The organism is Mesobacillus boroniphilus, from assembly GCF_018424685.1.
GTDB lineage: Bacteria > Bacillota > Bacilli > Bacillales > Cytobacillaceae > Mesobacillus > Mesobacillus boroniphilus_A.
In genome coordinates, this window is record NZ_QTKX01000003.1 from 496246 (window position 1) to 518935 (window position 22690).

At 43.9% G+C, this 22690-nt stretch carries 22 protein-coding genes and 1 riboswitch; of the genes, 17 read left to right on the plus strand and 5 right to left on the minus strand.

The window, feature by feature from the left end:
• The first annotated feature begins 19 nt into the window (after positions 1-19).
• Together DYI25_RS19765 and DYI25_RS19770 are read left to right on the plus strand one after the other, a co-directional pair.
• Complete coding sequence (locus DYI25_RS19765; RefSeq protein ID WP_213372127.1) at positions 20-1117, plus strand: carbohydrate kinase; 1098 nt, start codon at positions 20-22, stop codon at positions 1115-1117.
• Between the two features lie 12 nt (positions 1118-1129).
• Complete coding sequence (locus tag DYI25_RS19770) at positions 1130-2056, plus strand: pseudouridine-5'-phosphate glycosidase (RefSeq protein WP_213372129.1); 927 nt, start codon at positions 1130-1132, stop codon at positions 2054-2056.
• Between the two features lie 162 nt (positions 2057-2218).
• On the opposite strand, the gene DYI25_RS19775 is transcribed toward DYI25_RS19770, so the two are convergent.
• Positions 2219-2566 carry a helix-turn-helix domain-containing protein gene (locus DYI25_RS19775; RefSeq protein ID WP_342032544.1) on the minus strand — a complete coding sequence of 116 codons (348 nt, stop codon included), beginning with the start codon at positions 2564-2566 and terminating at the stop codon, positions 2219-2221.
• A gap of 656 nt (positions 2567-3222) precedes the next feature.
• A riboswitch (cyclic di-GMP riboswitch) is annotated at positions 3223-3308 on the plus strand.
• A 29-nt stretch (positions 3309-3337) separates the two neighbouring features.
• Here DYI25_RS19775 and DYI25_RS19780 point away from each other — a divergent pair.
• The gene (locus tag DYI25_RS19780; protein WP_213372131.1) at positions 3338-3463 is read left to right on the plus strand and encodes an anti-repressor SinI family protein; all 126 of its coding nucleotides are present in this window, start codon (positions 3338-3340) and stop codon (positions 3461-3463) included.
• A gap of 118 nt (positions 3464-3581) precedes the next feature.
• Here DYI25_RS19780 and DYI25_RS19785 read toward each other — a convergent pair whose 3' ends face one another.
• A complete protein-coding gene (locus tag DYI25_RS19785; protein WP_213372133.1) occupies positions 3582-3902 on the minus strand; it encodes a helix-turn-helix domain-containing protein in 321 nt (106 codons plus the stop codon).
• 296 nt (positions 3903-4198) lie between these two features.
• Here DYI25_RS19785 and treR point away from each other — a divergent pair, with 296 nt between their 5' ends.
• Entirely contained in the window at positions 4199-4924 is a 726-nt protein-coding gene (gene treR / locus DYI25_RS19790) for a trehalose operon repressor (RefSeq protein ID WP_213372135.1), read from the plus strand.
• 37 nt (positions 4925-4961) lie between these two features.
• On the opposite strand, the gene DYI25_RS19795 is transcribed toward treR, so the two are convergent.
• Positions 4962-5237: a late competence development ComFB family protein gene (locus DYI25_RS19795; protein ID WP_249745558.1), complete on the minus strand. Its 276-nt coding sequence runs from the start codon at positions 5235-5237 to the stop codon at positions 4962-4964.
• Positions 5238-5439: 202 nt separating this feature from the next.
• On the opposite strand from DYI25_RS19795, the gene DYI25_RS19800 reads away from it, so the two are divergent.
• The 13 genes from DYI25_RS19800 to DYI25_RS19860 all read left to right on the plus strand — a co-directional run bounded on the left by DYI25_RS19800 (position 5440) and on the right by DYI25_RS19860 (position 21564).
• Complete coding sequence (locus DYI25_RS19800; RefSeq protein ID WP_213372137.1) at positions 5440-5955, plus strand: type 1 glutamine amidotransferase domain-containing protein; 516 nt, start codon at positions 5440-5442, stop codon at positions 5953-5955.
• A gap of 366 nt (positions 5956-6321) precedes the next feature.
• Positions 6322-7071: a type I methionyl aminopeptidase gene (gene map, locus DYI25_RS19805; protein ID WP_213372139.1), complete on the plus strand. Its 750-nt coding sequence runs from the start codon at positions 6322-6324 to the stop codon at positions 7069-7071.
• A gap of 173 nt (positions 7072-7244) precedes the next feature.
• On the plus strand, positions 7245-8093 hold the full coding sequence (locus DYI25_RS19810; protein ID WP_213372531.1) for a MurR/RpiR family transcriptional regulator: 849 nt from the start codon (positions 7245-7247) through the stop codon (positions 8091-8093).
• A gap of 86 nt (positions 8094-8179) precedes the next feature.
• Positions 8180-9082, plus strand: coding sequence for a phosphogluconate dehydrogenase (NAD(+)-dependent, decarboxylating) (gene gnd, locus DYI25_RS19815; RefSeq protein WP_213372141.1), 903 nt, complete (start codon positions 8180-8182; stop codon positions 9080-9082).
• A gap of 149 nt (positions 9083-9231) precedes the next feature.
• Positions 9232-10236, plus strand: a complete 1005-nt coding sequence (locus tag DYI25_RS19820) for an ABC transporter substrate-binding protein (protein WP_213372143.1) — start codon at positions 9232-9234, stop codon at positions 10234-10236.
• The gene (locus tag DYI25_RS19825; RefSeq protein WP_213372145.1) at positions 10236-12524 is read left to right on the plus strand and encodes an ATP-binding protein; all 2289 of its coding nucleotides are present in this window, start codon (positions 10236-10238) and stop codon (positions 12522-12524) included. The genes DYI25_RS19820 and DYI25_RS19825 overlap by 1 nt, the downstream gene beginning before the upstream one ends.
• Positions 12496-13836 (plus strand): sigma-54-dependent transcriptional regulator, encoded by a 1341-nt coding sequence (locus DYI25_RS19830; protein WP_213372147.1) that lies wholly within the window; start codon positions 12496-12498, stop codon positions 13834-13836. The genes DYI25_RS19825 and DYI25_RS19830 overlap by 29 nt, the downstream gene beginning before the upstream one ends.
• Positions 13837-14087: 251 nt before the next feature.
• Positions 14088-15065 carry a nuclease-related domain-containing protein gene (locus DYI25_RS19835; protein WP_213372149.1) on the plus strand — a complete coding sequence of 326 codons (978 nt, stop codon included), beginning with the start codon at positions 14088-14090 and terminating at the stop codon, positions 15063-15065.
• Between the two features lie 342 nt (positions 15066-15407).
• Positions 15408-15623 carry a twin-arginine translocase TatA/TatE family subunit gene (tatA, locus tag DYI25_RS19840; protein ID WP_213372151.1) on the plus strand — a complete coding sequence of 72 codons (216 nt, stop codon included), beginning with the start codon at positions 15408-15410 and terminating at the stop codon, positions 15621-15623.
• A 16-nt stretch (positions 15624-15639) separates the two neighbouring features.
• Complete coding sequence (locus tag DYI25_RS19845) at positions 15640-16527, plus strand: 4Fe-4S dicluster domain-containing protein (protein ID WP_213372153.1); 888 nt, start codon at positions 15640-15642, stop codon at positions 16525-16527.
• Between the two features lie 12 nt (positions 16528-16539).
• Positions 16540-17832 (plus strand): NrfD/PsrC family molybdoenzyme membrane anchor subunit, encoded by a 1293-nt coding sequence (gene nrfD, locus DYI25_RS19850; RefSeq protein ID WP_213372155.1) that lies wholly within the window; start codon positions 16540-16542, stop codon positions 17830-17832.
• On the plus strand, positions 17822-20920 hold the full coding sequence (locus DYI25_RS19855) for a molybdopterin-dependent oxidoreductase (protein ID WP_213372157.1): 3099 nt from the start codon (positions 17822-17824) through the stop codon (positions 20918-20920). The genes nrfD and DYI25_RS19855 overlap by 11 nt, the downstream gene beginning before the upstream one ends.
• A gap of 59 nt (positions 20921-20979) precedes the next feature.
• Entirely contained in the window at positions 20980-21564 is a 585-nt protein-coding gene (locus tag DYI25_RS19860; RefSeq protein ID WP_213372159.1) for a molecular chaperone TorD family protein, read from the plus strand.
• Between the two features lie 192 nt (positions 21565-21756).
• Here the strand turns inward: DYI25_RS19860 and DYI25_RS19865 are convergent, their stop codons facing one another.
• Both DYI25_RS19865 and DYI25_RS19870 read right to left on the minus strand, forming a co-directional pair.
• Positions 21757-22068, minus strand: coding sequence for a hypothetical protein (locus tag DYI25_RS19865; RefSeq protein WP_213372161.1), 312 nt, complete (start codon positions 22066-22068; stop codon positions 21757-21759).
• Between the two features lie 315 nt (positions 22069-22383).
• Positions 22384-22608 (minus strand): DUF1128 domain-containing protein, encoded by a 225-nt coding sequence (locus DYI25_RS19870; RefSeq protein ID WP_213372163.1) that lies wholly within the window; start codon positions 22606-22608, stop codon positions 22384-22386.
• Positions 22609-22690: the final 82 nt, after the last annotated feature.

The following is a 22690-nucleotide window of genomic DNA, read 5'->3' on the forward strand; positions in this document are numbered from 1 at the left end:
AAATAGAGAGGTGCGCAACATGGACGAAAAAGAGGGTCTTATTTTAAAGCTGATAAAAGAGGATCCGTTCATTTCACAGATTGATCTTGCTTCGAAAACAGATTTATCGCGTTCAGCAGTTGCCGGCTATATTTCTTCTTTAATAAAACAAGGAAAGCTTGTAGGACGGGCGTATATTTTACCGGGAAGGCGCCAGGTGCTGTGTGTGGGAGGCGCGAATGTCGACCGCAAAATATGGCCGAAGGGTGTTCTTGAGCTGCGTACTTCGAACCCGGCTGAAAGCTCAAAGTCATGCGGAGGAGTTGCCAGGAATATCGGGGAGAACTTGGGAAGGCTTGGAAGTGATGTCAGCATACTGACGGTTGTCGGTGATGACCATGAAGGCCAATGGCTAATGGAATATACAAAGGCTTTTGCAGATATAACGCCATCAGAAACTCTTCAGGGACAGTCTACGGGAGCGTATACGGCGGTACTGGACCACGAGGGGGAAATGACAGTAGCGTTAGCAGAAATGTCAATCTATGAATTTATCACACCTGAATTCCTGGACCGTAAGTGGAATTATTTTGCTTCATCAGATTTCGTTATGCTGGATACTAATTTCCCGGCGGGCGTTCTTGAAAGGATTATTGAACGTTGCCATAAGGAAAACATTCAGCTATGCATTACTCCCGTTTCATCTCCGAAAGCGAGAAAGCTGCCGGAGGATTTAACAGGGGTGACCTGGCTGATTGCCAATAAGGAAGAGGCAGAAGCCATTTCCGGGATTAGTATCAACAATGAAGGTGACTTCTTCAAGGCAGCAGAGCTGATTATACATAAAGGTGTGGAGAAGGTTGTCATCAGCCGCGGAGACAAAGGTCTGATTTATTTTACCTCGAAAGGCGAAGCTGGCGTCCTGATTCCCCCGGCGATTTCTGTTATTGATGTAACTGGAGCAGGAGATTCGCTTGTTGCAGGAATCATATATGCCCATTTGAATGGCATCCAAACAGAGGATGCCTGCAAGATTGGCATGGCCTGTTCAATCCTGACGCTGCAATCAATCGAAACTGTAAATCCGATTTTGAATAATAAACAATTGCTAGACACATATAAACAAAACTTTAAATAAGCGAGGTACTCCATGCTGGAAAAGTGGCTAGAATATTCACAAGCAGTAATCGAAGCAAAAAAAGCAGGCAAACCGGTCGTTGCCCTGGAATCTACGATCATTTCACATGGGATGCCTTATCCACAGAATGTCAAGACAGCGAGGGAAGTAGAGCAAATCATCCGTGAAAATGGAGCAGTACCTGCAACCATTGCCATACTGGATGGGAAAATAAAAGTTGGCTTGTCAGATGAAGAACTTGAGTACCTGGGGCAGAGCAAAGATGTTGAGAAAGCGAGCCGGCGGGATTTGCCGTATTTGTTATCTGCAAAGAAAAATGGGGCGACAACGGTGGCAGCAACGATGATTTGCGCAGAGCTTGCGAAGATTGAAGTGTTTGTGACCGGCGGAATAGGCGGAGTTCATCGAGAAGCAGAAACTACGATGGATATATCCGCAGACCTTCAGGAGCTTGCAAAAACAAATGTCGCGGTTGTATGTGCCGGCGCAAAATCAATTCTTGACCTTGGCCTGACGCTTGAATACCTTGAAACTCAGGGAGTTCCTGTTATAGGCTATCGGACAGACTCACTGCCAGCCTTCTACACACGAACAAGTCCATTCCATGTTAACTTCCGGCTTGATACACCAGAATCTATAGCAGAGATGATCCAAACCAAATGGGAGCTGGGACTTGATGGAGGAATCGTCGTCGCTAATCCAATTCCAGAAGAAGACGCAATGGAAGAGAGCTTGATCGCAAATGTGATTGAAAAAGCACTGGGTGAAGCCAGGGATAAACAAATCGGCGGCAAGCAGGTAACTCCATTCCTTCTTGGAAAGGTCAAAGAATTAACAGATGGAAAAAGCCTTGTGGCGAATATCGCACTTGTGAAAAATAATGCGAGGGTGGGGGCAAAGATTGCAGCCAGCCTGGCCAAACAGAGAATCAGCCTATAAGGCTGGTTCTTTTTTTAGGATTTTTTCGTAACATTACAGTTTTGAAAAAGGAGATCAAAGCCTTTAAAAACATAATACAAGGGCGTACGAAAAGCGACACTCATACGAAAATATTTGTTCTAAAGTGCTGTTTTGCATTGTAATTTATATAAATGCCTTTACCTACTTATCCTGATTGCTCCGGCTCTTAAACTTCATGAAATCCAGGTAATAAGCAAAATCTTCTTTGCTGATTCCGTTTTTTATGGCTTCATCTATGAGTCCAGCCCATTCCTCATCAACAGGCATCCTTGCAACTTTCATGTTTTGCTGTCCCATCAAATACTCAACAGTTGTATCCAGGTTGTTTGCCAGACGGGACAAAACCTGAAGCGAAGGATTTCCCTGGATCCCTCTTTCGATGTAACTGAGATAGGATTTGGACACATTCGCTTTTTCAGAGAGTTCACTAATGGAATACTTTTTTTCAAGCCTCAAACTTTTAATTCTCTCGCCGACCTTCATCTTCATATGGCAATCTCCTTTAATTTCAATTATTATTCATTATAACGAACAAATAAGTTCTTTTAAAAATACAAAAAACTGAGATAAACGGAGTATTTTCTTAAAAAAGAACGGTTATTGTTCTTTTTTAAGAAAATTAGCCATATTTTAGACTTTTTCAGGAATGATGCAAATGGACTATACTCGAATGGAATAAAGTAAGTAAGAACTATGTAAAGGGGCTGGATGGCCGTGTACAGAAAAAATTGTGATCGTTGTAACCGTCCTTCGTTTAGCAGCAGTGAGGTTGGGGAGTGGCTGTGCCCGATATGCGGAAATGATTTAACGAGATACCCGTTCTTTAATGCCATCAGTCTTGAAAAAGTTGTGACTTTAACTCGCCGGAAAAAGAATCTGTATAAAAAAAACAGCCAGCCATAGAATCATTATCAAATTTATGGGGGTTATTTTTAAAAAAGAATTCAACAATTAGAGATATAATATGACAAATATCCTTGCTTAAATGGTTTAAATTTTCAGATAAAAGGACTTTCACTCTGTGATTTTGTAATTGTTTGGAAAAAAAGAGGAAAAATCCTTATATAGTTGCCGACAAATAGTTACATGTTAAATATATAGAACAAGGTACAATGACATTGGGACTTAAAAAGTGAGTATAGAGATTCAGAAAAAGGCAAACTTGTTGAAAAACTAGGACGCAAAGTTACGGATCTAAGGTGCAAAGTACTATGATGGCCGGACTGCCTGGAATACTAACTGTATTTTGGGGGGAAGAACTTGATTAAAGAGCAGGTAGTTTTTGAAGAACTGGATACAGAATGGATGCAGCTTATATTAGAAGCATTAGAGATGGGAATTAACAAAGAAGAAATCAGGGAGTTTTTAACGAAGACTAACAAGTAGTAAAAGAAATTCAATACATAGACAAAAGAAGTGTGATCGAGCAGCTCTTATGGAGGTGCTTTTTATTTTTTTCTATTAATGAAAATAAAAATGGACAGCGAAGGCTGTCCATTGAAATTTATTTATTGTGTAGTCTCCATTTATTGAATTCCAGAAACTCACGAAACTGGTCTTTTGTGATACCTGAATCCATTGCTTCTTTTACAAGGTGGACCCAATCGGAATCCATATTTTCTTTGTCGGGTTGTTCATGAATTAGATGGTCTACTGGGACATTCAGTACTCCAGCTATCTTTTCTAAAAACTGGATTGAAGGATTTGTTTGAAGATTTCGCTCCAGGGAACTCAAATAGGATTTTGCCACGCCAGCTTGTTCTGCCAATTCAGATAAGGACATTTTTTTTTCTTGTCGAAATTTTTTGACGCGTTCACCGATCACTTTTATCCACACACCTTATCAATTTATAGTTATATCATAACAAATCTGATAAAATAGTTCCATATTAAGAACAACTTATAGAACAATTATAACCAACCTTAAAGTCCTTTTGGTCCACTTTTATAAAAAAATATGTTGGGAAAAATCTCGATGCTTTTATATCGGTCTTTGTTATTAAGAATTGTACATTATTTTATGAAGATTGTTTGAAAAATACAAACGCAATTGTCATTTGTGTTCAAAAGGATATTAAAAAGGTAAAATAGTAGCAATCAGACAAGGTACGGGTGATGTGTATGCAGAAAAAGTATTTATTGATCTACGAAGAAATTTCCAAACAGATCCAGGAAGGTCATTATCCTCCTAAAACGATTTTGCCATCTGAAAATGATTTTGCGGATATGTATCAAACGTCCAGGGAAACCATTCGTAAAGCACTGAATCTTCTTGCGCAAAATGGATTCATCCAAAAAATCCGCGGTAAAGGTTCTCTTGTTCTCGATTTGAAAAGACATCAATTTCCGATTTCCGGATTGATCAGTTTTAAAGAACTGGCGGAGAACATGGGCGGAAAGGCGAAAACGACCGTAGAAGAGTTCACTCTCGAAATGGCAGGACGGGATATAGCCAGGGAATTGAATATTGACGATGATGAAAAGGTTTGGAAGGTAAAAAGAGTGAGGCATATTGATGAAGAACGGGTCATACTCGATAAGGATTTTCTCGTAGAAAGGCATGTGCCAGGACTGTCACGTGAGATTTGTGAAAACTCGATATTTGAGTATATAGAAAAGAAACTTGAGAAAAAAATCAGCTTTGCGAAAAAGGAATTCACCGTAGAGGAACCAAGCCCGCAGGACAGGAAGCTCCTCGATATGGAAGGATTCCATGCGATCGTCATCGTGAAAAACTATATTTATTTTGACGATGCTACCCTGTTCCAATATACCGAGTCAAGGCACCGTCCTGACAAGTTCCGTTTCGTTGATTTTGCCCGACGTATGGATACCCGGTCTATATAAGAAAAAAGAAGCTGCCGTTGATGGCAGCTTTTATTTTTTAATGTTTCGGGTATTTCCCGACAAGATGGATGGCACTGATGATTCTTTTATTAATCCAGGCTCTGTTTTCCTGAGTATTAAGTTGTTCATAGACCATCTTCCGGCCATCTTCTGTAGTGACATAGTGACTTGGAAGAGTGTTCAGGCTGATGGCAATGATATCATTCCGGCACTTCTGGCAATTACAGAAGGTCTGATAATCAGGGCTCATCATCAACACATTGACAAGAGTGGAAACTACCTCTTCCATTACATTGACATATTTAAAATCCATGGTGCCTTCTCTCCCTATTGATGTCCTAAATTAAATTATAGTTGAATGACGGAAATATAAAATGATTTTTTTGTTTTCGATATAAGATGGGTCTATTTACCTGATTTAATACAAAATAATGGAACTTGTATTAAATGTTTCATAGCCGTAAGACAGGGAATTTTAAATAGTGGAGAATTTCTTAAAAGGAGTTGTTGAATCCATGGGTAAAAAAATTGCCTGTTTAATAACCGATTTATTTGAAGATGTAGAATATCTTGAGCCTTCGCGTGCTTTCACCGAAGCTGGTCATGAAGTAGTGACGATTGAAAAGGAACAGGGGAAAGCCGTAACTGGAAAGCAGGAAAAAGCCGAGGTTAAAATTGATGAAAGCATCGATAACGTCAAGCCGGAAGATTTCGATGCACTCTTCATCCCTGGAGGCTTCTCCCCGGACCAGCTGCGTGAAGACGAGCGATTTGTTGAATTTGCCAAGGCATTCATGGATGAGAAGAAACCGGTCTTCGCCATCTGCCATGGACCTCAGCTGCTGCTTACCGCAAAAACGCTTGAAGGCAGAGGAGCCACCGGCTATAAATCCATCCGCGTCGATATGGAATACGCCGGAGCAAAATACATGGACAAAGAAGTCGTCGTCTGCTGCAACCAGCTCGTGACCAGCAGGGAACCGAAGGATATCCCAGCGTTTAATCGAGAGGCACTTAAGATATTGCAATAGAGTTTAAGTTAGAAACCTTCTGCTGAGGCAGGAGGTTTTATTTTGGTTGCTTGTGACGGAAAACTGGAAAAAAACGCCTGGAATTTCCAGTTCGCCAATAAAATTTGATTTTCGCCAATAAGTTGTAGTTTTTCGCCAATAAAATAATTTTTTCGCCAATAAAAATAAATTATCGCCAATAAAATTGTGAACTCCGCCAAAAAATCAAAGGCGAAACTAATTTTGATGTTTAACACCTATACTTTTCGAACTTTTCTTAAGAAAAACAGCCAGATTAACGTTGAAATGAGCCATCATCCAGTTCATTTTGCGAAAATCTATGTATAAGATAATATAGAGGGTGAAATGAATCGGGGAGATGACGGAATGATTGTTTTAAAATCGGCACGTGAGATTGAAAATATGAAGGCAGCGGGCAAGCTGCTCGCTTCCGTGCATAAAGAATTGCGCAAACTGATTAAGCCGGGGGTAACCACTTGGGAAATTGACCAGTTTGTCGAGGATTATTTGAAAAAGCATGGAGCCACTCCTCAGCAGAAAGGCTACCGGAATTATCAATATGCAACATGCGCCAGTATCAATGATGAGGTCTGCCACGGATTTCCTCGAAAAGAGGCGCTGAACGATGGCGATATTGTCACAATAGATATGGTCGTCAACTTGAACGGTGCGCTGGCGGATTCGGCATGGAGCTATGGTGTTGGGAATGTGAGTGAACAAACTCAAAAGCTGCTTGAAGTTACAAAAGAGGCACTGTATCGCGGCATTGCTGCATCTGTACCAGGCAATCGAGTTGGCGATATCGGCCATGCGATTCAATCATATGTGGAAGTAGAAGGTTTTTCGGTTGTCCGTGAGTTCATTGGCCACGGCATCGGTGCGGTGATCCATGAAAAACCTGATATCCCGCACTATGGCTTGCCTGGAAAGGGACCAAGGCTGAAGGAAGGCATGGTGTTCACGATCGAACCGATGGTCAATATGGGCGAATGGAAAACGAAGATGGATAACAACGGCTGGACAGCCAGAACCGTAGACGGCAAGCTTTCCGCACAGTATGAACATACCATTGCGATTACTAAAGATGGTCCTGTCATTTTGACGGAACAGGAATAACAATGAATCGGGCTAAACATAAGTTTGGCCCGATTTTTATAAGAAATATGAAAAAAATTTTCAGCCTGATTACATAGCAATGAAAATCTTTTAGGAATCTATTCAAGGTTGCGAAATGAACCATTTGCTAAAATAATCGAATCAAAAAAGGAGGCAATAAAGTGGCCACTGAACTGAATGGACAAAATGTTGTTGTTAAAATTAATGCCATCTATTCTTCACTTTCCTCAAAGGAGAAGGCGGTTGCAGATTACATATTGAAGAACCCGCAGGAAATCATCCATCTCTCGATTACCGAGTTTTCGGAACAGGCTTCGGTCGCAGAAGCAACGATTTTCCGTTTTTGCAAAAGGCTTGGATTCCGGGGCTATCAAGCTTTTAAAATCGCCCTGGCGAGTGAAGTCGTGGAACCGATCAAAAATATTCACGAAGAAATAAAGCAAGAAGATGAAGTGGTTACTCTAGCGGAAAAAGTTTTCGCCGGACATATTGAAGCGATGAAGGGCACGCTGAATCTTTTGGATGCAAAGGTATTGGAGGACATTATTGAGGTACTCAGCAAGGCATCAAGGATTGATTTTTACGGGTCAGGCGGGTCGTCGGCAATCGCGCTGGATGCCTATCATAAATTTTTGCGGACAGGCATCCATTGCAATGCTCATAGCGACGGACACCAACAAATCATTTCTGCTGCGCTGCTCGGTCCCGGGCAGGCAGCGGTCGGTATTTCGCATAGCGGCAGCAATAAAGATGTCATAGAAGCACTGAAGATAGCAAAAGCTAATGGGGCAGCAACAATAGCGATTACAAGTCATTATAAGTCTCCATTATCCAAGGAAGCAGACTACGTATTATATACAACTTCAAGGGAAACTCTTTTCCGCTCGGAGGCGCTAGCTTCAAGACTGGTCCAGCTAAGTTTGATTGATGTGATGCATGTAGCAGTTTCAGTACGCAGGCAGGAGCAAACTCTTGATAATTTGCAAAAAATCAGGGAAGCAATTTCGATAAAGAGATATTAACGGTGAAAATAATTTTCTTGTTTTTCGTGTACATATGAAAAAATATTTGATACTATTTTGGTATAAACAAAAAGGAGTGCATCGACGTGAAACTTGGAATGGTTGGCCTTGGAAAAATGGGCTATAATTTGGTACTTAATTTAATGGAAAATGGCCATGAGGTTGTGGCGAATGATATTAATGAAGAAGCAATGCAGAAAATCAAAGCAGAAGGTGCTGAGATTGCTGCTGATTATAAGGCAATGGTGGACATGCTGCCAAAACCGCGCGTGGTCTGGCTGATGATTCCCGCTGGTGACTTGATCGACCAGGTAATCGAAAAGTTCACACCTTTCCTTGAAGAGGGCGACATCCTAATCGATGGCGGGAATTCAAATTACAAGGACACCCTACGACGTGCTGAAAAGCTTTCAGCAGCAGGCATCCAATTCATGGATGTTGGGACAAGCGGCGGAATGGAAGGGGCTCGTAACGGTGCCTGCACGATGATCGGCGGAGATGCGGAAGTTTTTGCTCATGTTGAACAAATCTTCAAGGACATTTCGATTGAAAAGGGCTATCTGTACACAGGTAAGGTTGGAAGCGGCCATTTCTTGAAGATGGTCCATAATGGCATTGAGTACGGTATGATGCAGGCGATTGCCGAAGGCTTCGAAATTCTTGAAAAGAGCCCGTTCGATTATGACTACAAAGAAGTTTCCCGCGTCTGGAACCACGGATCCGTTATCCGCAGCTGGCTGATGGAATTGATGGAAAATGCATTCTCCAAAGAGCCGAAGCTCGAGAGCATCAAAGGTGTCATGCATTCATCAGGCGAAGGAAAATGGACAGTCGAAACGGCGCTGGACCTGCAGACAGCAGCACCAGTCATCGCATTGTCACTGATGATGCGCTACCGGTCACTTGAAGACGATACCTTCACAGGAAAAGTTGTCGCTGCATTAAGGAACGAATTCGGCGGACATGCTGTTGAGCGAAAAGAAGATTAAGATTCAGGTTCTCCTCTATTTGAGGGGAGCCTTTTTTTATTTTGGTGGAAACAATCTTATACGTTCATAAAATTATCCTTTTTTGCAAGATGGCTACGTTACTTTTTCCGTTATAGTGGAAGAGAATACGGAAAATGGAGGCGCAGACTGTGAAAACAAAGTGGTATTTCTTTTTTCTGACGACGGTTGCCGTTTCGGCTGTTATATATGCATTTCTTGGCGGCAAGGGAGAAGAGCCCGTTGAAGTTGGCGTCCTTATGATTGGCGAAAACCGCTATGAAAAGTTCATTGGCCTGGAAGCGGGACTAAAGGACCTGGGATACAGTGGCCAGGAAGTCCATTTTACAGTAAAGAATGCTAAAGATAATGAAGAGTTGATCGAAAAGCAAATCGATCAGCTTCTTGCAATTGAACCGAATTTAATCGTTACGCTTGGCGGGATTGAAACCCAGCGGCTTAAGGAAAAGATGGACGATAAAAATATTGAAATTCCAGTTGTATTTGCCGGCCTCGCTGCACCGAAGGAACTTGGCTTGATACAAGATTACAAGTCACCTGGCGGGCTTTTTACAGGAATTAATAACTACCATGCCAGTATCTCGGGCAAGCGCCTCGAGATGCTTACTTCTCTTGTACCCGCTATTGAAAGGGTGCATGTGATTTATGACAGCAAGATAGATGTCAGCAAATTGAGCCTTGAAGAAACAAGGATTGCCGCCAAGACGCTGGGAGTGGAAATTTCCCCATGTGATGCAAGCTCGAAGGAATGTCTGGATAAACTGTGGAAAACAGTTGATGACGGCGAAGCAATCCTTGTCTTACCTAGTTTCAGAATTGAATCGCTGACAGATGAGATTGTGAAGCTGACCAACGAGAAAAGAATTCCTGCCATGGGCTTGTATGATCTGGAAGCGAAAAAAGGGCTGCTGGCGAGCTATGGGTCTAGCTTTTACTCACAAGGATACCAGGCGTCAAGGTTTGTCAGCCTGATTATTCAGGGGAATAAGCCGGGTGACTTGCCTGTCGAACTGCCGGATGGCATTCGTTTTGTCATCAACCAGCAGACGAAGGCAGCACTAGGAGTCACTTACAATCAAGATTTACTGCATATCGCCGACCTGATCCACCCTGAAGTGCAAGGAGGCGGGAAGTAATGAAAGCTCTGATTGATTTCATGCACTCGCAGACAATCCGCAATAAGGTTCTAGTATTCGGAGTTGCGATGTCGACCATTCCGCTGTTGCTTATCAGCCTCTATTACTACTCTTTTGTAAAAACAGATTTGGAAACAAGGATTCTAGAAAAACAGCATCTTGTGCTCGAAAATCTATCCCGGGAAATCGAATATGAATTCAGCAAGACTTTCCAACGTATTCATGTCCTCGCATCTCTTAATCTATTAAATAAAGAACAGAGTGCATTATATGAGCTCCTGCAGCAAAGCGAATCGATCGAGGAGATTGTGATTGCAGATGATAAAGGGTTTGTGGAAAAACGGGTATCCCGATACGAACTCAACATTGCCGGGGATAACGAGCGGTGGTACACGGATGATATGTGGTTCCAGCTGCTAACCCGCGACAAGGTGTACGGCCAGGTGGAATTCAACCAGTACGGACAGCCTGTTATGAAACTTGCGATCCCTTTTTATGAAAATGAAACGAAAAAAGCGATTGGAGTCGTTGTCCAGCTTCAAAAGATGATCGGGAAAATCTCATCAATGCGGCAGGACCACTCCTCATATATATATTTAATCGATGATAAAGACCGGGTCATCGCCCATCAGGATTACAGCAAGCTCTGGCAAAAACAGACGTCTGGCAGCCAGGATGAGATTGGCGTCACTGCAAAAATTGAAGACTTAAACTGGGTGCTCGTGATGGAGCAGCCGAAATCAACAGCGTACGCTCCAATCAACAGAATGCTGCAAAGCGGCATAGGAGCAGTCGCATTGCTGATTTTAACAGTTAGCTTGATCAGTGTCTGGGCAGGGCTTTATTTTACAAGGCCGATTGTTTCGATTGATCGTGAGATGAACAAGTTGAAGCAGGGCCGCAAAATCAAGCCGATAAAAATGAAACGGACCGATGAGCTGGGAAAACTGGCCGATTCCTTCAACGATATGAGCAAGGAGCTGCTCGAAAAATCACGGCTGCTCGAGCAGGAGAAGGAAAGGCTCAATGTTGTTGTTAATGGGATTGGTGCAGGGCTGGCGCTCGTGACAAAAGAGTACCGGATTACATGGATGAACCCAATTTTAAAAGGGTGGCTGAAGGAGGACCGGCTAACCTTGCCGTGTTACGCATTGATCGGCGGAGAAAATACACCTTGCCTGAATTGTCCGATTACCTGTCCAGACCTTGATAAAATTGCTGACGAAGTCATGAAGTTCAAGGATGGCGCCAATGGCGAGCGGATTTTCAGGCACAGGGTGTTCCCGCTCAACCATGCGATTGAAGAAGAGGGAGAATTCCTCGTCGTGCTCGAGGACATCACCGAGCAAAAACAAATGGAAGAAACGATGATCCAGACGGATAAACTGAGCGCGCTTGGCATCATGGCGTCGAGCTTCGCCCACGAAGTCAATAATCCGCTGGCAACGATCAATGTATACGCAGAGGATTTGATCGACCGAATCCAGGCGGGAGACGAGGACCTTGATGAGGATGAAATGGAGCATTATCTTCGCAAAATCAAGGAAAACACTGAACGCTGCAAACGGATCACCGGAAACTTGCTTAATTTTTCCCGGAAGAATGATTGGACTGAGGACCATATTCACGTTAGGGAAATCATTGAAAATAGTATTAGTCTTGTTGAGCATCAGCTGAAAAAGCGGCGCATCCAGCTTGAGCTTCATGTTGATGAAACGTTGCCGGCTGTGAATGGTGACGGTCTGAAGCTGATGCAGGTCATCGTCAACCTGATCAATAACGCGGTCGATGCGATGGAACCAGAAGGAAGACTGGTAGTTTCCGCTTCGGGAAGCAATGGAGAATTGGTTTCAATAAAAGTCACAGACAGCGGTCACGGAATTCCTGCCGAAGCCATGGATAAACTGTTCGATCCATTCTTTACGACGAAACCAATCGGTAAAGGAACCGGACTTGGATTGTCAGTATGTTACGGAATCATCCAGCAATTCGGCGGGAATATCATAATTGACAGCAAGCCATCCGATGGGACGACGGTGGAAATCCAGCTGCCGGCAGAAAGTTCGTTGAAGGCAGAGCGTGATTTGGAACCTGGACCAATGCCAGCAGAGCGTCCGCTGAAGGGAGCACGAGATTTGGGGCAGGAGCCAATAGAGATGGACCGCAGTATCGGCAGCCATGTCACAGCAGAAAAATCAGCAGTGGACCGCGGAAATAACTACAAGCAGACGGCACAAGACACAATGGAGGTGGGCTACGATGTCAGCAACAAGATTGTTAATCGTTGACGATGAACAGGATTTGCTTGAGCTTTTGGTAAGAAGGCTGAAGCGCAAGGGATTTGACGTGGACAGCGCTGGCACGGCAGAGGATGCCCTTGAACTCGTGAAAAAAAATGAATACGACATTGGCGTCTATGATATCAGACTGCCGAATATGGACGGCATTGAGCTTTTAAAAGAAACAAAGAAAGTCCAGCCTGATATTGAGGTACTGATCCTGACCGGGCACGGGACTATTGATACCGCGATCGAAGCGATGAAGGTGGGCGCATTCGATTATATCACTAAGCCTTATAATCTATCAGAATTGGAACTGACAATTGGAAAGGCTGCGGAAAATAAAGCGCTGAAAGAAAAGAATGACAGCATGAAAAAAATCATCGCCCAGCATAACGGGTTCAATATTATTGGTGACAGTGCCAATTTTAAAGAAGTGCTTGAGATGACAAAGAGGATTGCTGACAGTGATGTTCCTGTGCTGATAGAGGGTGAAAGCGGCACAGGGAAGGAATTGTTTGCGAAAGCACTCCATTATTGGAGCTGCCGTGCAGATGAACCATTTGTGCCGGTGAATTCGGGTGCACTGCCTGAGCATTTGCTTGAAAGCGAGTTATTCGGCCATGCTCGCGGTTCTTTTACCGGGGCGAGCCAGGATAAGAAAGGACTGGTTGAAGCAGCAAAAGGCGGGACACTATTTTTAGATGAGCTTGGGGAAATGCCATTGGCTTTGCAGGTGAAATTGCTGCGTTTCCTGGAAACGGGAGAATTCCGCCGGGTCGGTGATGTCAGGGAACGGCATGTTACTGTCCGCGTCGTCGCTGCCACAAATCGAGACATGGAAAAAGAAGTTGCTGAAGGTCGGTTCCGCGAAGATCTGTATTACAGGTTGAATGTCGTCAAGCTAACGATTCCTCCTCTGCGTGAACGGAAGGGGGACCTGCCCGCATTGATTGACTATTTTATCGGAAAAACTAAAGATCCATCGAAGCAGCTTTCGGCAGAAGCACTGGCTGCACTTGAACAATACGATTTTCCGGGCAATGTCCGGGAGCTCAGCCATCTGATCGAACGCGGTGTGCTGTTATCGAAAGGAAGCGTTATCGGAGCGGAGGATTTACTTTTGCCTCAGGCTGTAAAAACAAAGGCTGCGACAGAAGTTCAGTTTTCTCCGCTATGCTCTTTGGAAGAAGTAGAAAAAGTACACATCGAAAACGCCTTAAAGCAGATGAATTGGAACAAAACAAAAGCTGCGGATGTGCTGGGGATCAGCGTCCGGAATCTTTACCGTAAAATCGATCAATATGGGTTGAAAGAATAGGGAATATAGTGTGTAGAAATGCGGTGGCGAACTGGAAAAAAACGCTTGGAAATTCCAGTTCGCCAATAAACTTTGATTTTCGCCAATAAATGGGGTGAAATCGCCAATAAAAGAATTTTTTCGCCAATAAAAAGAAATTATCGCCAATAAAGTTGTGAACTCCGCCAATAAAATGTTCACAATTAAATAAGAAGGTAATATCAGCACAAATAACGAATGATTAGGAGAATCATATAGAAGGAGTGAAGCTTTTGATAGCGAAAGATCGATCCATTCCAAAAGAAATAAAGATATATGAGGCAATTGTAAGACGTTTATCGGTAAATCACCCGCGAAAAGTAGAATTCGAGAACAAATTATTCCGGAAACGGGCAGGCTACAAAGGGGAAAAAGAACTAGATTACCATATCACCCAAATCAACCACTCTAAGTTTACAATCTTGCATGATATCAGAATCCCCCATAACGATACCCACTTTCAAATTGACACTTTATTCATCTCCAATTCCTTAATGATCCCGATTGATTCCAAGTATTATGCTGGGACGCTGGAATTCCACCCAGAATTCAACCAAATGATTCAATATTTAAACGGAAGTGAAAAGGTATACCCTGATCCCATTCTCCAGACGAAAATACAAGCACGCCAACTCAAAGCTTTTCTAAAAAGTCATCAATTTTTTTCTCCTCCATTAGAACCGCTCGTTGCGATCACCAATTCCCAAGCCTTAATCAAAAATCCAACCCAAAATAAAGAAGTTAGCCAAAGAGTATTCAAGTCCCCCGGCATCTTCTATAAAATCAACCCCTACCTTGAAAAATATCAAAAAGAGATAATATCAGACCAAGAAATAAAGAAAGTAGTTAAACTTTTACTCAAAAAAAATAATCCGTATATCCCGGACTTAAAAATATTGAATCTACCTTATGGTGAATTGCAGAAAGGGGTGGAGTGCCCGGCCTGCAACACAATTGGCATGGAAAAGTTTCATAGTCTATGGGGATGCAAGAAATGCGGCCATACTTCAAAGGATGCCCATGTTGCTGCTTTAAAAGATTACTTTCTCATTAATGGACAGTCGATTACTAACGGACAATTCAGGGATTTTCTTGGAATCTCCTCTGTACACCAGGCCAGGAGAATGCTGTCACAGCTGGACCTGAACATATCCGGTGAAAAGAAAGGAAGAGTATATACCCCAGGTAAAAGGTTTCCGTTATGGGATTGAGCACTCTCCTTCCCGGCCATCTCTGCCCACCAGAAGATAGGTCACATGACATTCCGACACACCAGATACAATATCATGCCAATCTGATACACCATGCCAAAATGTCACATGCCAAAATTGCAACACCGTGACAAAATGGCACAGACCAAGCGGCTGATACCGAACCAAAAATTCGGTATCAACTGCTTTTTTTCGTTCACAGAAGTGTCACGAATCCGCTAGCCTTACTCCTGCAAGGAATTGCAGCATACAATCACTCCCGATCACACCATGCCAAAAAAGTTGGCACGCAGCTTGCATTAATAATAAGCAAAGAAAAAATTTTAAAAAGGATGTGGCATCATGCTATCCAATATTGGCATTCCAGGTTTGATTTTAATTCTCACACTAGCGTTGATCATCTTCGGTCCGAAAAAGCTTCCGGAAATCGGCAGGGCGTTCGGCCAGACGCTGAAGGAATTCAAGAAATCGACTCGTGAGCTGACAAGTGATATTACCGATGATATCGCGGATGACATCAAGGATATGAAGGAAATCAAGAAAAATCTAAACGCATAAAAAGAGGTGACGGAAAATGGGTCTTTTTTCAAATGAGAAAAAGGTAGATTACGATAAAATCGTCGACAAGATGCTGCCAGATGCAAAGAAGGAAATGGATGAATCACAGTATGACACAGAGCTCGGCCTGAACATGGCGCGTGATGCCAGGAAGGTCATCAGCGGCAAACTGAAAATCGAAGACTTCCATAAAGTTTATTCTTCTTCACTGACGAAGGAATTCGGCAATTATTACGCTTCAGGTGATGGACCTGACATCAGGAAGGGTGATGGTCCGAAATGGGCGATGGTCATCGACCTGAAAAAATGCGTCGGCTGTGATACATGTACTGTTAGCTGTAAAGCTGAGAACAGGACGCCACCGGGGATTTCCTACAATGTTGTCATGGAATCACTTGAAGGCGAGTTCCCGAATATCAAGGCGGTTAACCTGCCAAGACCGTGCATGCAGTGTGACAAACCGGCATGTGCCCAGGTTTGCCCGACAAGAGCGACTTATAAAATGGAAAACGGAATTGTCGCGATCGACAACGATCGCTGCATCGGCTGCCGTTACTGCATCGTTGCCTGCCCGTATGGAGCGCGCTCCTTCGATTTTGGCGAAAGCTATGAACAGGAAATGCAAGGTGCGAATGATGTAACTAGTCCTGAATACGGCGTCGAACGCGGCAACCGTGAAAAAGGCAAGACACCAATCGGCACGGTCCGCAAATGCAGCTTCTGCTTCCACCGATTGCAAAGAGGCGAAGAGCCTGCATGCGTGGAAACTTGCATTGGTGATGCTCGCTTCTTCGGTGACCTGAACGACCCGAACAGTGTGGTATCCAAACTGGCTGCAAGCCCGAGGGCATTCCGCCTGAAGGAAGAGCTAGGAACACATCCGAATGTTATTTATCTAAGATAGGAGGGACTGGCGATGGCAAATCTTGCTGTTGATTTAAAAGAGAAAAGTACATCAAAATCAAAAATCAATGTGACTCTGTCGAAGTCTTTTAAAATATGGATTTCGGCATTGACAATTGCCTTTCTGATAGGCGGATATTTTATCGTGGAACGCTTCTTCACAGGACTCGCGGCTACGAATCTATCAAGCATAACACCATGGGGAGCTTGGATTGCTTTTTACATTTTCTTTGTTGGTTTGAGCGCGGGTTCATTCTTGCTTTCAACCCTAATCTACGTCTTCGGGATGGAAGAGTACGAGAGAGTCGGTAAGGCGGCGCTTTTTACCGCGATTGTCTGTATGATCGTCGCACTGACCTTTGTCCTGATGGACCTTGGACGTCCCGAGCGCATGCTGAATGCGATCATCTACTGGAACGTTACATCACCACTTGCCTGGGAGGTCCATTTTTACCTGGTATATATTGGGCTATTGACTGTCGAACTTTACATCGCGATGAGGGAAGACCTAGTCCGCGCTGCAAAAACAAACTCATTGAAAGGCTTTGTCGCAAAATTGATTACGTTCAAGAATGCTACCATCAATGCAGCTACGAAAAAACGTGACCATATGTGGATGAAGATCCTTGGAACAGTCGGGATTCCACTCGCAATCCTCGGCGTACACGGCGGAACGGGAACCATCTTCGCTGTCGTAAAAGCAAGGCCGGCATGGCATACTGCCCTATTCCCAATCATCTTCGTCGTATCTGCGATGGTTTCCGGAACTGCCCTGCTTTTAGCAATGTACATCATCAAGAAAAAGGTGCAGAAACAGCCGATTGACCAGGGAATGGTAGTTTCACTGGCAAAACTGATGGTCGGCTTCCTGATCATTGACCTGGGTCTGCAATTCTATGAATATCTGATTGGCTGGTACGGTCTTGAGACGGAACACCTTGATACACTCGCAACAATGATGGCCAGTGAAAAAGCGTGGTCGTTCTGGATCGTGCAAATGTTGATGGGAGCAGTCATCCCGATCACGATTGTCTTCTGGAAAAAAACAAGCCAGAACGTCAATGCCCTGCTCGCAGCTGCCGTCCTGATTGTAATTGGGATCATCGGCGTCCGCTTCAACATAGTTGTCCCGCCGCTTGTCGTGCCAGTTTTTCACGAACTGCCATGGGGCAATTATGCACCAACGATCAAGGAATGGATGGTCAGCGTTGGAGTTGTCGCAATGGGCCTATTAATCTATTCATTCGGCGAGCTGCTGCTGCCAATCGAAGAAACTTCTGACGAGGTGAGCCATAATGGAAAATAAACCAATGAAACGGCGCGGATTTTTAAAAGCACTCGGAACGCTTGGTGCTGTCGCATTTGTCGGTCCGGCATTCGTCGGACCAATCAAGCAGGTGATGGGCGACGTCTGGATCGATTCCCCGCACGGAACGGGAACTGATTATCAGGATTATACAGCAGAAAACGTCATTTTCACGTCATGTCAGCAGTGTAACGCGACATGTACGATCAAGACATATATTACTGCCGGGGCAGCGAGTGGAGCGTATTCTTCCATTGTCCGCAAGATTGCAGGCAACCAGTACAGCCCTATCAATATGGTGCAAATAGGCCATATCAACTACGATACACCAGTATCACAGGCTGTAAAAGGAACAGGCGATGTCGCTAAAATGGGACGCGGCCTCCGCGGCGGCCGTACCTGCTTAAAGGGCCAGGCCGGGATCCAGACGAACTATGACGCTTTCAGGATCCAGAAGCCATTGAAGCGTGTCGGAGAGCGTGGCAGCGGCGTCTGGAAGACGGTGAGCTGGGAAGAGGCTTACAAGGAAATTCTCGAGGGCAGCAAGGACCTCAACACTCCAGGGTTAAAAGAAATGTGGAAATACGTACCTGAAGCAGCTGTCATGGCTGACTGGGATCAATTAAAAGCTGGCGAAATGACAAAAGCTGAATTCGATAAAAAGTATAAGGATGTCCTGATTGATACAAACCACCCTGACCTGGGGCCTAAAGCGAACCAAATCGCAGTGATGGCGGGGCACCGACGCGAATTCATCGAGCGTCTCGCTGCAGGAAGTCTAGGGACAGCCAACTATTATGACCACGGGGGCTATTGCGGAATCACAAGTGTAATGGGAAATGTGCGCTCTCATGATTCAGAAAAGCCGAAAAAACGAATGATTCCAGATTACGATAACGCTGAAATGGTCATCGTATGGGGAACAAACCCGATGGTGGCAAACCGAGGGCCGACTACTTTCGCTCCGCAAATCACCAATGCGATTGATCGCGGCATGAAAATGATCGTCATCGATCCGCGATACAGCAAGACCGCAGAGAAAGCGCATGTTTGGGTTCCGGTGAAACCAGGTGGAGATGGTGCGCTTGCAATGGCCATGTCCCGCTGGATCATCGAAAATAATCGCTATGACGATATTTATCTTCGCAACCCGAACCAGGAGGCTGCGAATGAAGACGGCGAGACAACCTGGAGCGATGCTTCCTTCCTTGTCAATGTAGGAGATAAGAAGCGGCCGTTCGTGCGTGCCAAAGAGCTTGGAATTGGCGAAGAGGAATTCGTTGTTATTCAAAATGGCAAGCCGGTTCCACATACAAAAGCTAGAAACGGCGAGCTTGATATCGACACAACTATCAACGGCATCAAAGTGAAATCCGTATTCAGGATTTTCAAAGATAAAGTGATGGAAAAATCAATCGAGGAATACTCGAAACAGGCAGATGTGCCAGTTGACCAAATCATCCAGATTGCCCGTGAATTCACTTCACACGGCAAAAAGGTCGGCATTCATTCCTACCGCGGACCTGCGATGCATACAAATGGCTATTACAGCGTTAGAGCGATCAACATGCTTAACCACCTTGTCGGAAACCACGACTGGAAGGGAGGCGACACCGTTCTCGGCGCAAAGTACAAAGCAACCGAAGGCCGTTACGATCTTGCAACTGTTCCAAATGCAAACAAAGGCTGGGGCATCCCTGTCACAAGGCATAAGGTACCATATGAAAAAACATCCTTGTTCGCAAAGGACGGCTATCCGGCAAAGCGTCCGTGGTATCCGTTTGGAAATAAACTGCTCCACGATGTCCTTCCAAGCTCTGCGGAAGGCTACCCATACAAAATCAGGGCATTGCTCATCAATAGGACTTCACCAGTAATGTCAGGTCCAAGATCTGAAATGCAGGCTAAATTCATCAGGGATCCTAAAGTGGTTGAACTGGTCGTCGCTTCTGACGTGATCATCGGCGAGACTTCCAAATACGCAGACTTCATTTTACCGGATCTTGCATACCTTGAAAGCTGGAATGCTGAAGACATCTTCCCAATCCTGAAACATAAATTCGCAGGTGTCATCCAGCCAGTGACAAGGGTTGTTCCAGATGCACGTCCAACGGAACAAGTATACATCGATTTGTTAAAAGGAATGGATCTTCCAGGTGTTGGAGACAATGCTTTGGCTGACGGATCGGCAATACACACACCTGAGGACTACTACTTAAAACGTATCGCAAACATCGCCTTTGACGGACAGAAGCCTGTTAAAGATGCAAATGCCGAAGAACTGGCAATTTTTGAAAAAGCAAGGCAGAAGGCGCTAGGCAAATATTTCGACATCCAGAAACTGAAAAATGCCGTCAAACCCGAAGAATGGAAAAAAGTCGTCTACGTGTTGAACCGCGGAGGACGCTTTGAGGCAGCAGGCGATGAGTATGTCGGCAACAAACTTAAGTATCAGTGGGCAAACCAGGTTTATTTTTACGATGAAAAAGCAGCAGGCTTCAAGAGTGCTTTCACAGGTAAGTTCTTCGAAGGTGTTCCGGTAGCAGAGGAAATCAAGACATACGATGGTGAGGTTTACAAGCCAAACAAGCCTCTCCAGTTCATCAACTGGAAATCAAGGAATATGGCAACACACCGCACAGAAGGCAATACATGGCTGCGTGAAATCAAGCCTGAAAATTATTTGTGGATCAATCCGATTGACGCAAAGAAAAAAGGCATCAAGACAGATGACGAGATTTATATCTCATCCAATAATTCCAAGGTAAAAGGCCGAGCGCTCGTAACACCAGGAATCAAACCAGGTGTCGTTGGTGCAAACTTCAGCTTCGGACATGATGCATACGGTTCAAAGTCCGTCAAAGTCGATGGCAAGACCATTGAGCCAGCAGGAAAATATGGCCATACGGGCTATGAATTCAATAAGCCGCTTCATGAAGAATCGGGTTACGCGAAACCGCGTGGACTGGGATTCTCAGTTAATGCCTTATCCGACCGTGACGGCAGCTATTTCGAAGGCTATCTTGCAGACTTGCTAATCGGCGGCCCGGCACAGCAGGACGTATTCGTAGACGTGGAAAAAGCTTAACATCATCGGGGGTGTCTGATAGGCCCCTCGAAATTTCTTGAAAAATGAAGGTGGAGACAATGATGGAAGAACGATATGGAAAACTTGCGATTGCGAATATCATGACAAGCATCTGGCTGGGGGACTGGGACACCTATGAAAAATTCATGAACGATGTTCCTGAAGGAATGCGGAAGGAGCTTTCATTCCATTCCTTATACAATCGGGATGAAGTGCAGCTCTGGTATGACAATCACTTTTTCATACCGGGAGATCACTTTGTCTCTCCTTACTTTTCATCTTATACGAAAAATAATGAAGATGAAGAAGCACGCAGGCATGAGCTCCTTTGCCTGATCGGTCTTTATGAAAAAACAGCTTTTTATTTCCCACTTGAACAAGATAAGCTGCCAGACCACTTCGGCAGCATGACCGCATTCATAAGTTCGATTTTACAGGGAGAGATCAAAGCGGAACAAGAGAGTGACCGCGAACACCTTCAACAGCTGGAAGAAATTGAAGCGGAAATGATGGCCAGATTCATCAAACCAGTCCTGAAACCACTGCTCGAGAATGCAGAGTCAAAAATCAACCATCCATTCTTTAAAGAGTTCCTCAGCTTTTATGCAGAAATGATGAGTGAGAATTGGGTGGAGGCAGCATAAACAAACGAAACGGTCCTCAAAATTGAGGACCGTTTCATTTTATTTATTTGTTTTGCTTGAAGAAATCAATGAACGCATGATAAAACTCAATTCCCTGATAAAAAATAAAGCTCACCGCAGTCAGGGAAAAGAAACCAATCATCAGGAATCGAAACCACATATCCATCCCTCCTTGATTTTTATTGCTTAAAATCAAAGAGGTTTGATCACATAATTCGACTGGAAAAAGACTGCCGTAAGAAATGAAAATAAGCCTGTAATCTTATCTGTTCGGGAATTATATAACATGTAAAATGCTGTTAAAGTGAAAAGGACAAAAGTGGATAGGACGAATGGGGATTTTTTATCGTCCGAATCTGGGCCAGGGAGATTTTCCTGAATTTGATCTAAGGGAAGAATGATTTTTGACTGGGTGTCAGCGTGGATTTTCTCGTCAGGAATCGTTCCGTGGCTGAGTATAAGTAAGATAAACAGGGAGAGGACAGACACAGTCAGTTTTTTCATGATTCCTCACTCCCCTCGAAAGTAGTAACACAATCATATAACAATATATGCATAGTGAAAACTAAAAAGTTTTGACATTTTTCTCAGAACAAAGGCTGTTTTCATAAAGATTGTTGTTAAAATCCTAAAGCCGATTTTAACGTAATATAACGCCACCTTGTAGTTCGGTATTAAGTTTGCACGCTCTTTTCTCATAACAAGAGACTGCTTTGAGAAGAAAATAGTTCATTCACTTCTATTTTGTAGTCAATAACAACAAAGCTTGAGAAAAGAGCCTAACAAAAAAACAGGCACCCGATTAAGTGCCTGCTGCAATTACTGCTTTCTTAAGTTGCCAAGCTCTTCAGCAATCGCCTGCATTTCATTCGGGCTGAAGTTGTTCTTTCTCATGATCATATCATAGATTTCTTTTAATTCTTCATACATCTCGCCGTCAAAATGCGTTGATTTAATAGCGCCAAGGTTCATGAACTTCAATTTTTCCTTGATTTTTTCAATCATGAAATCAACATTTTCAGGGGAATTTTTAGTTAAGTCCACTCCGTTCATCCTTTCAATGGTTGTACAACCATCTTTCCACGTTCGTTAAAAAAAGTCAATTAGAAATCCGGCGCCATGTGAC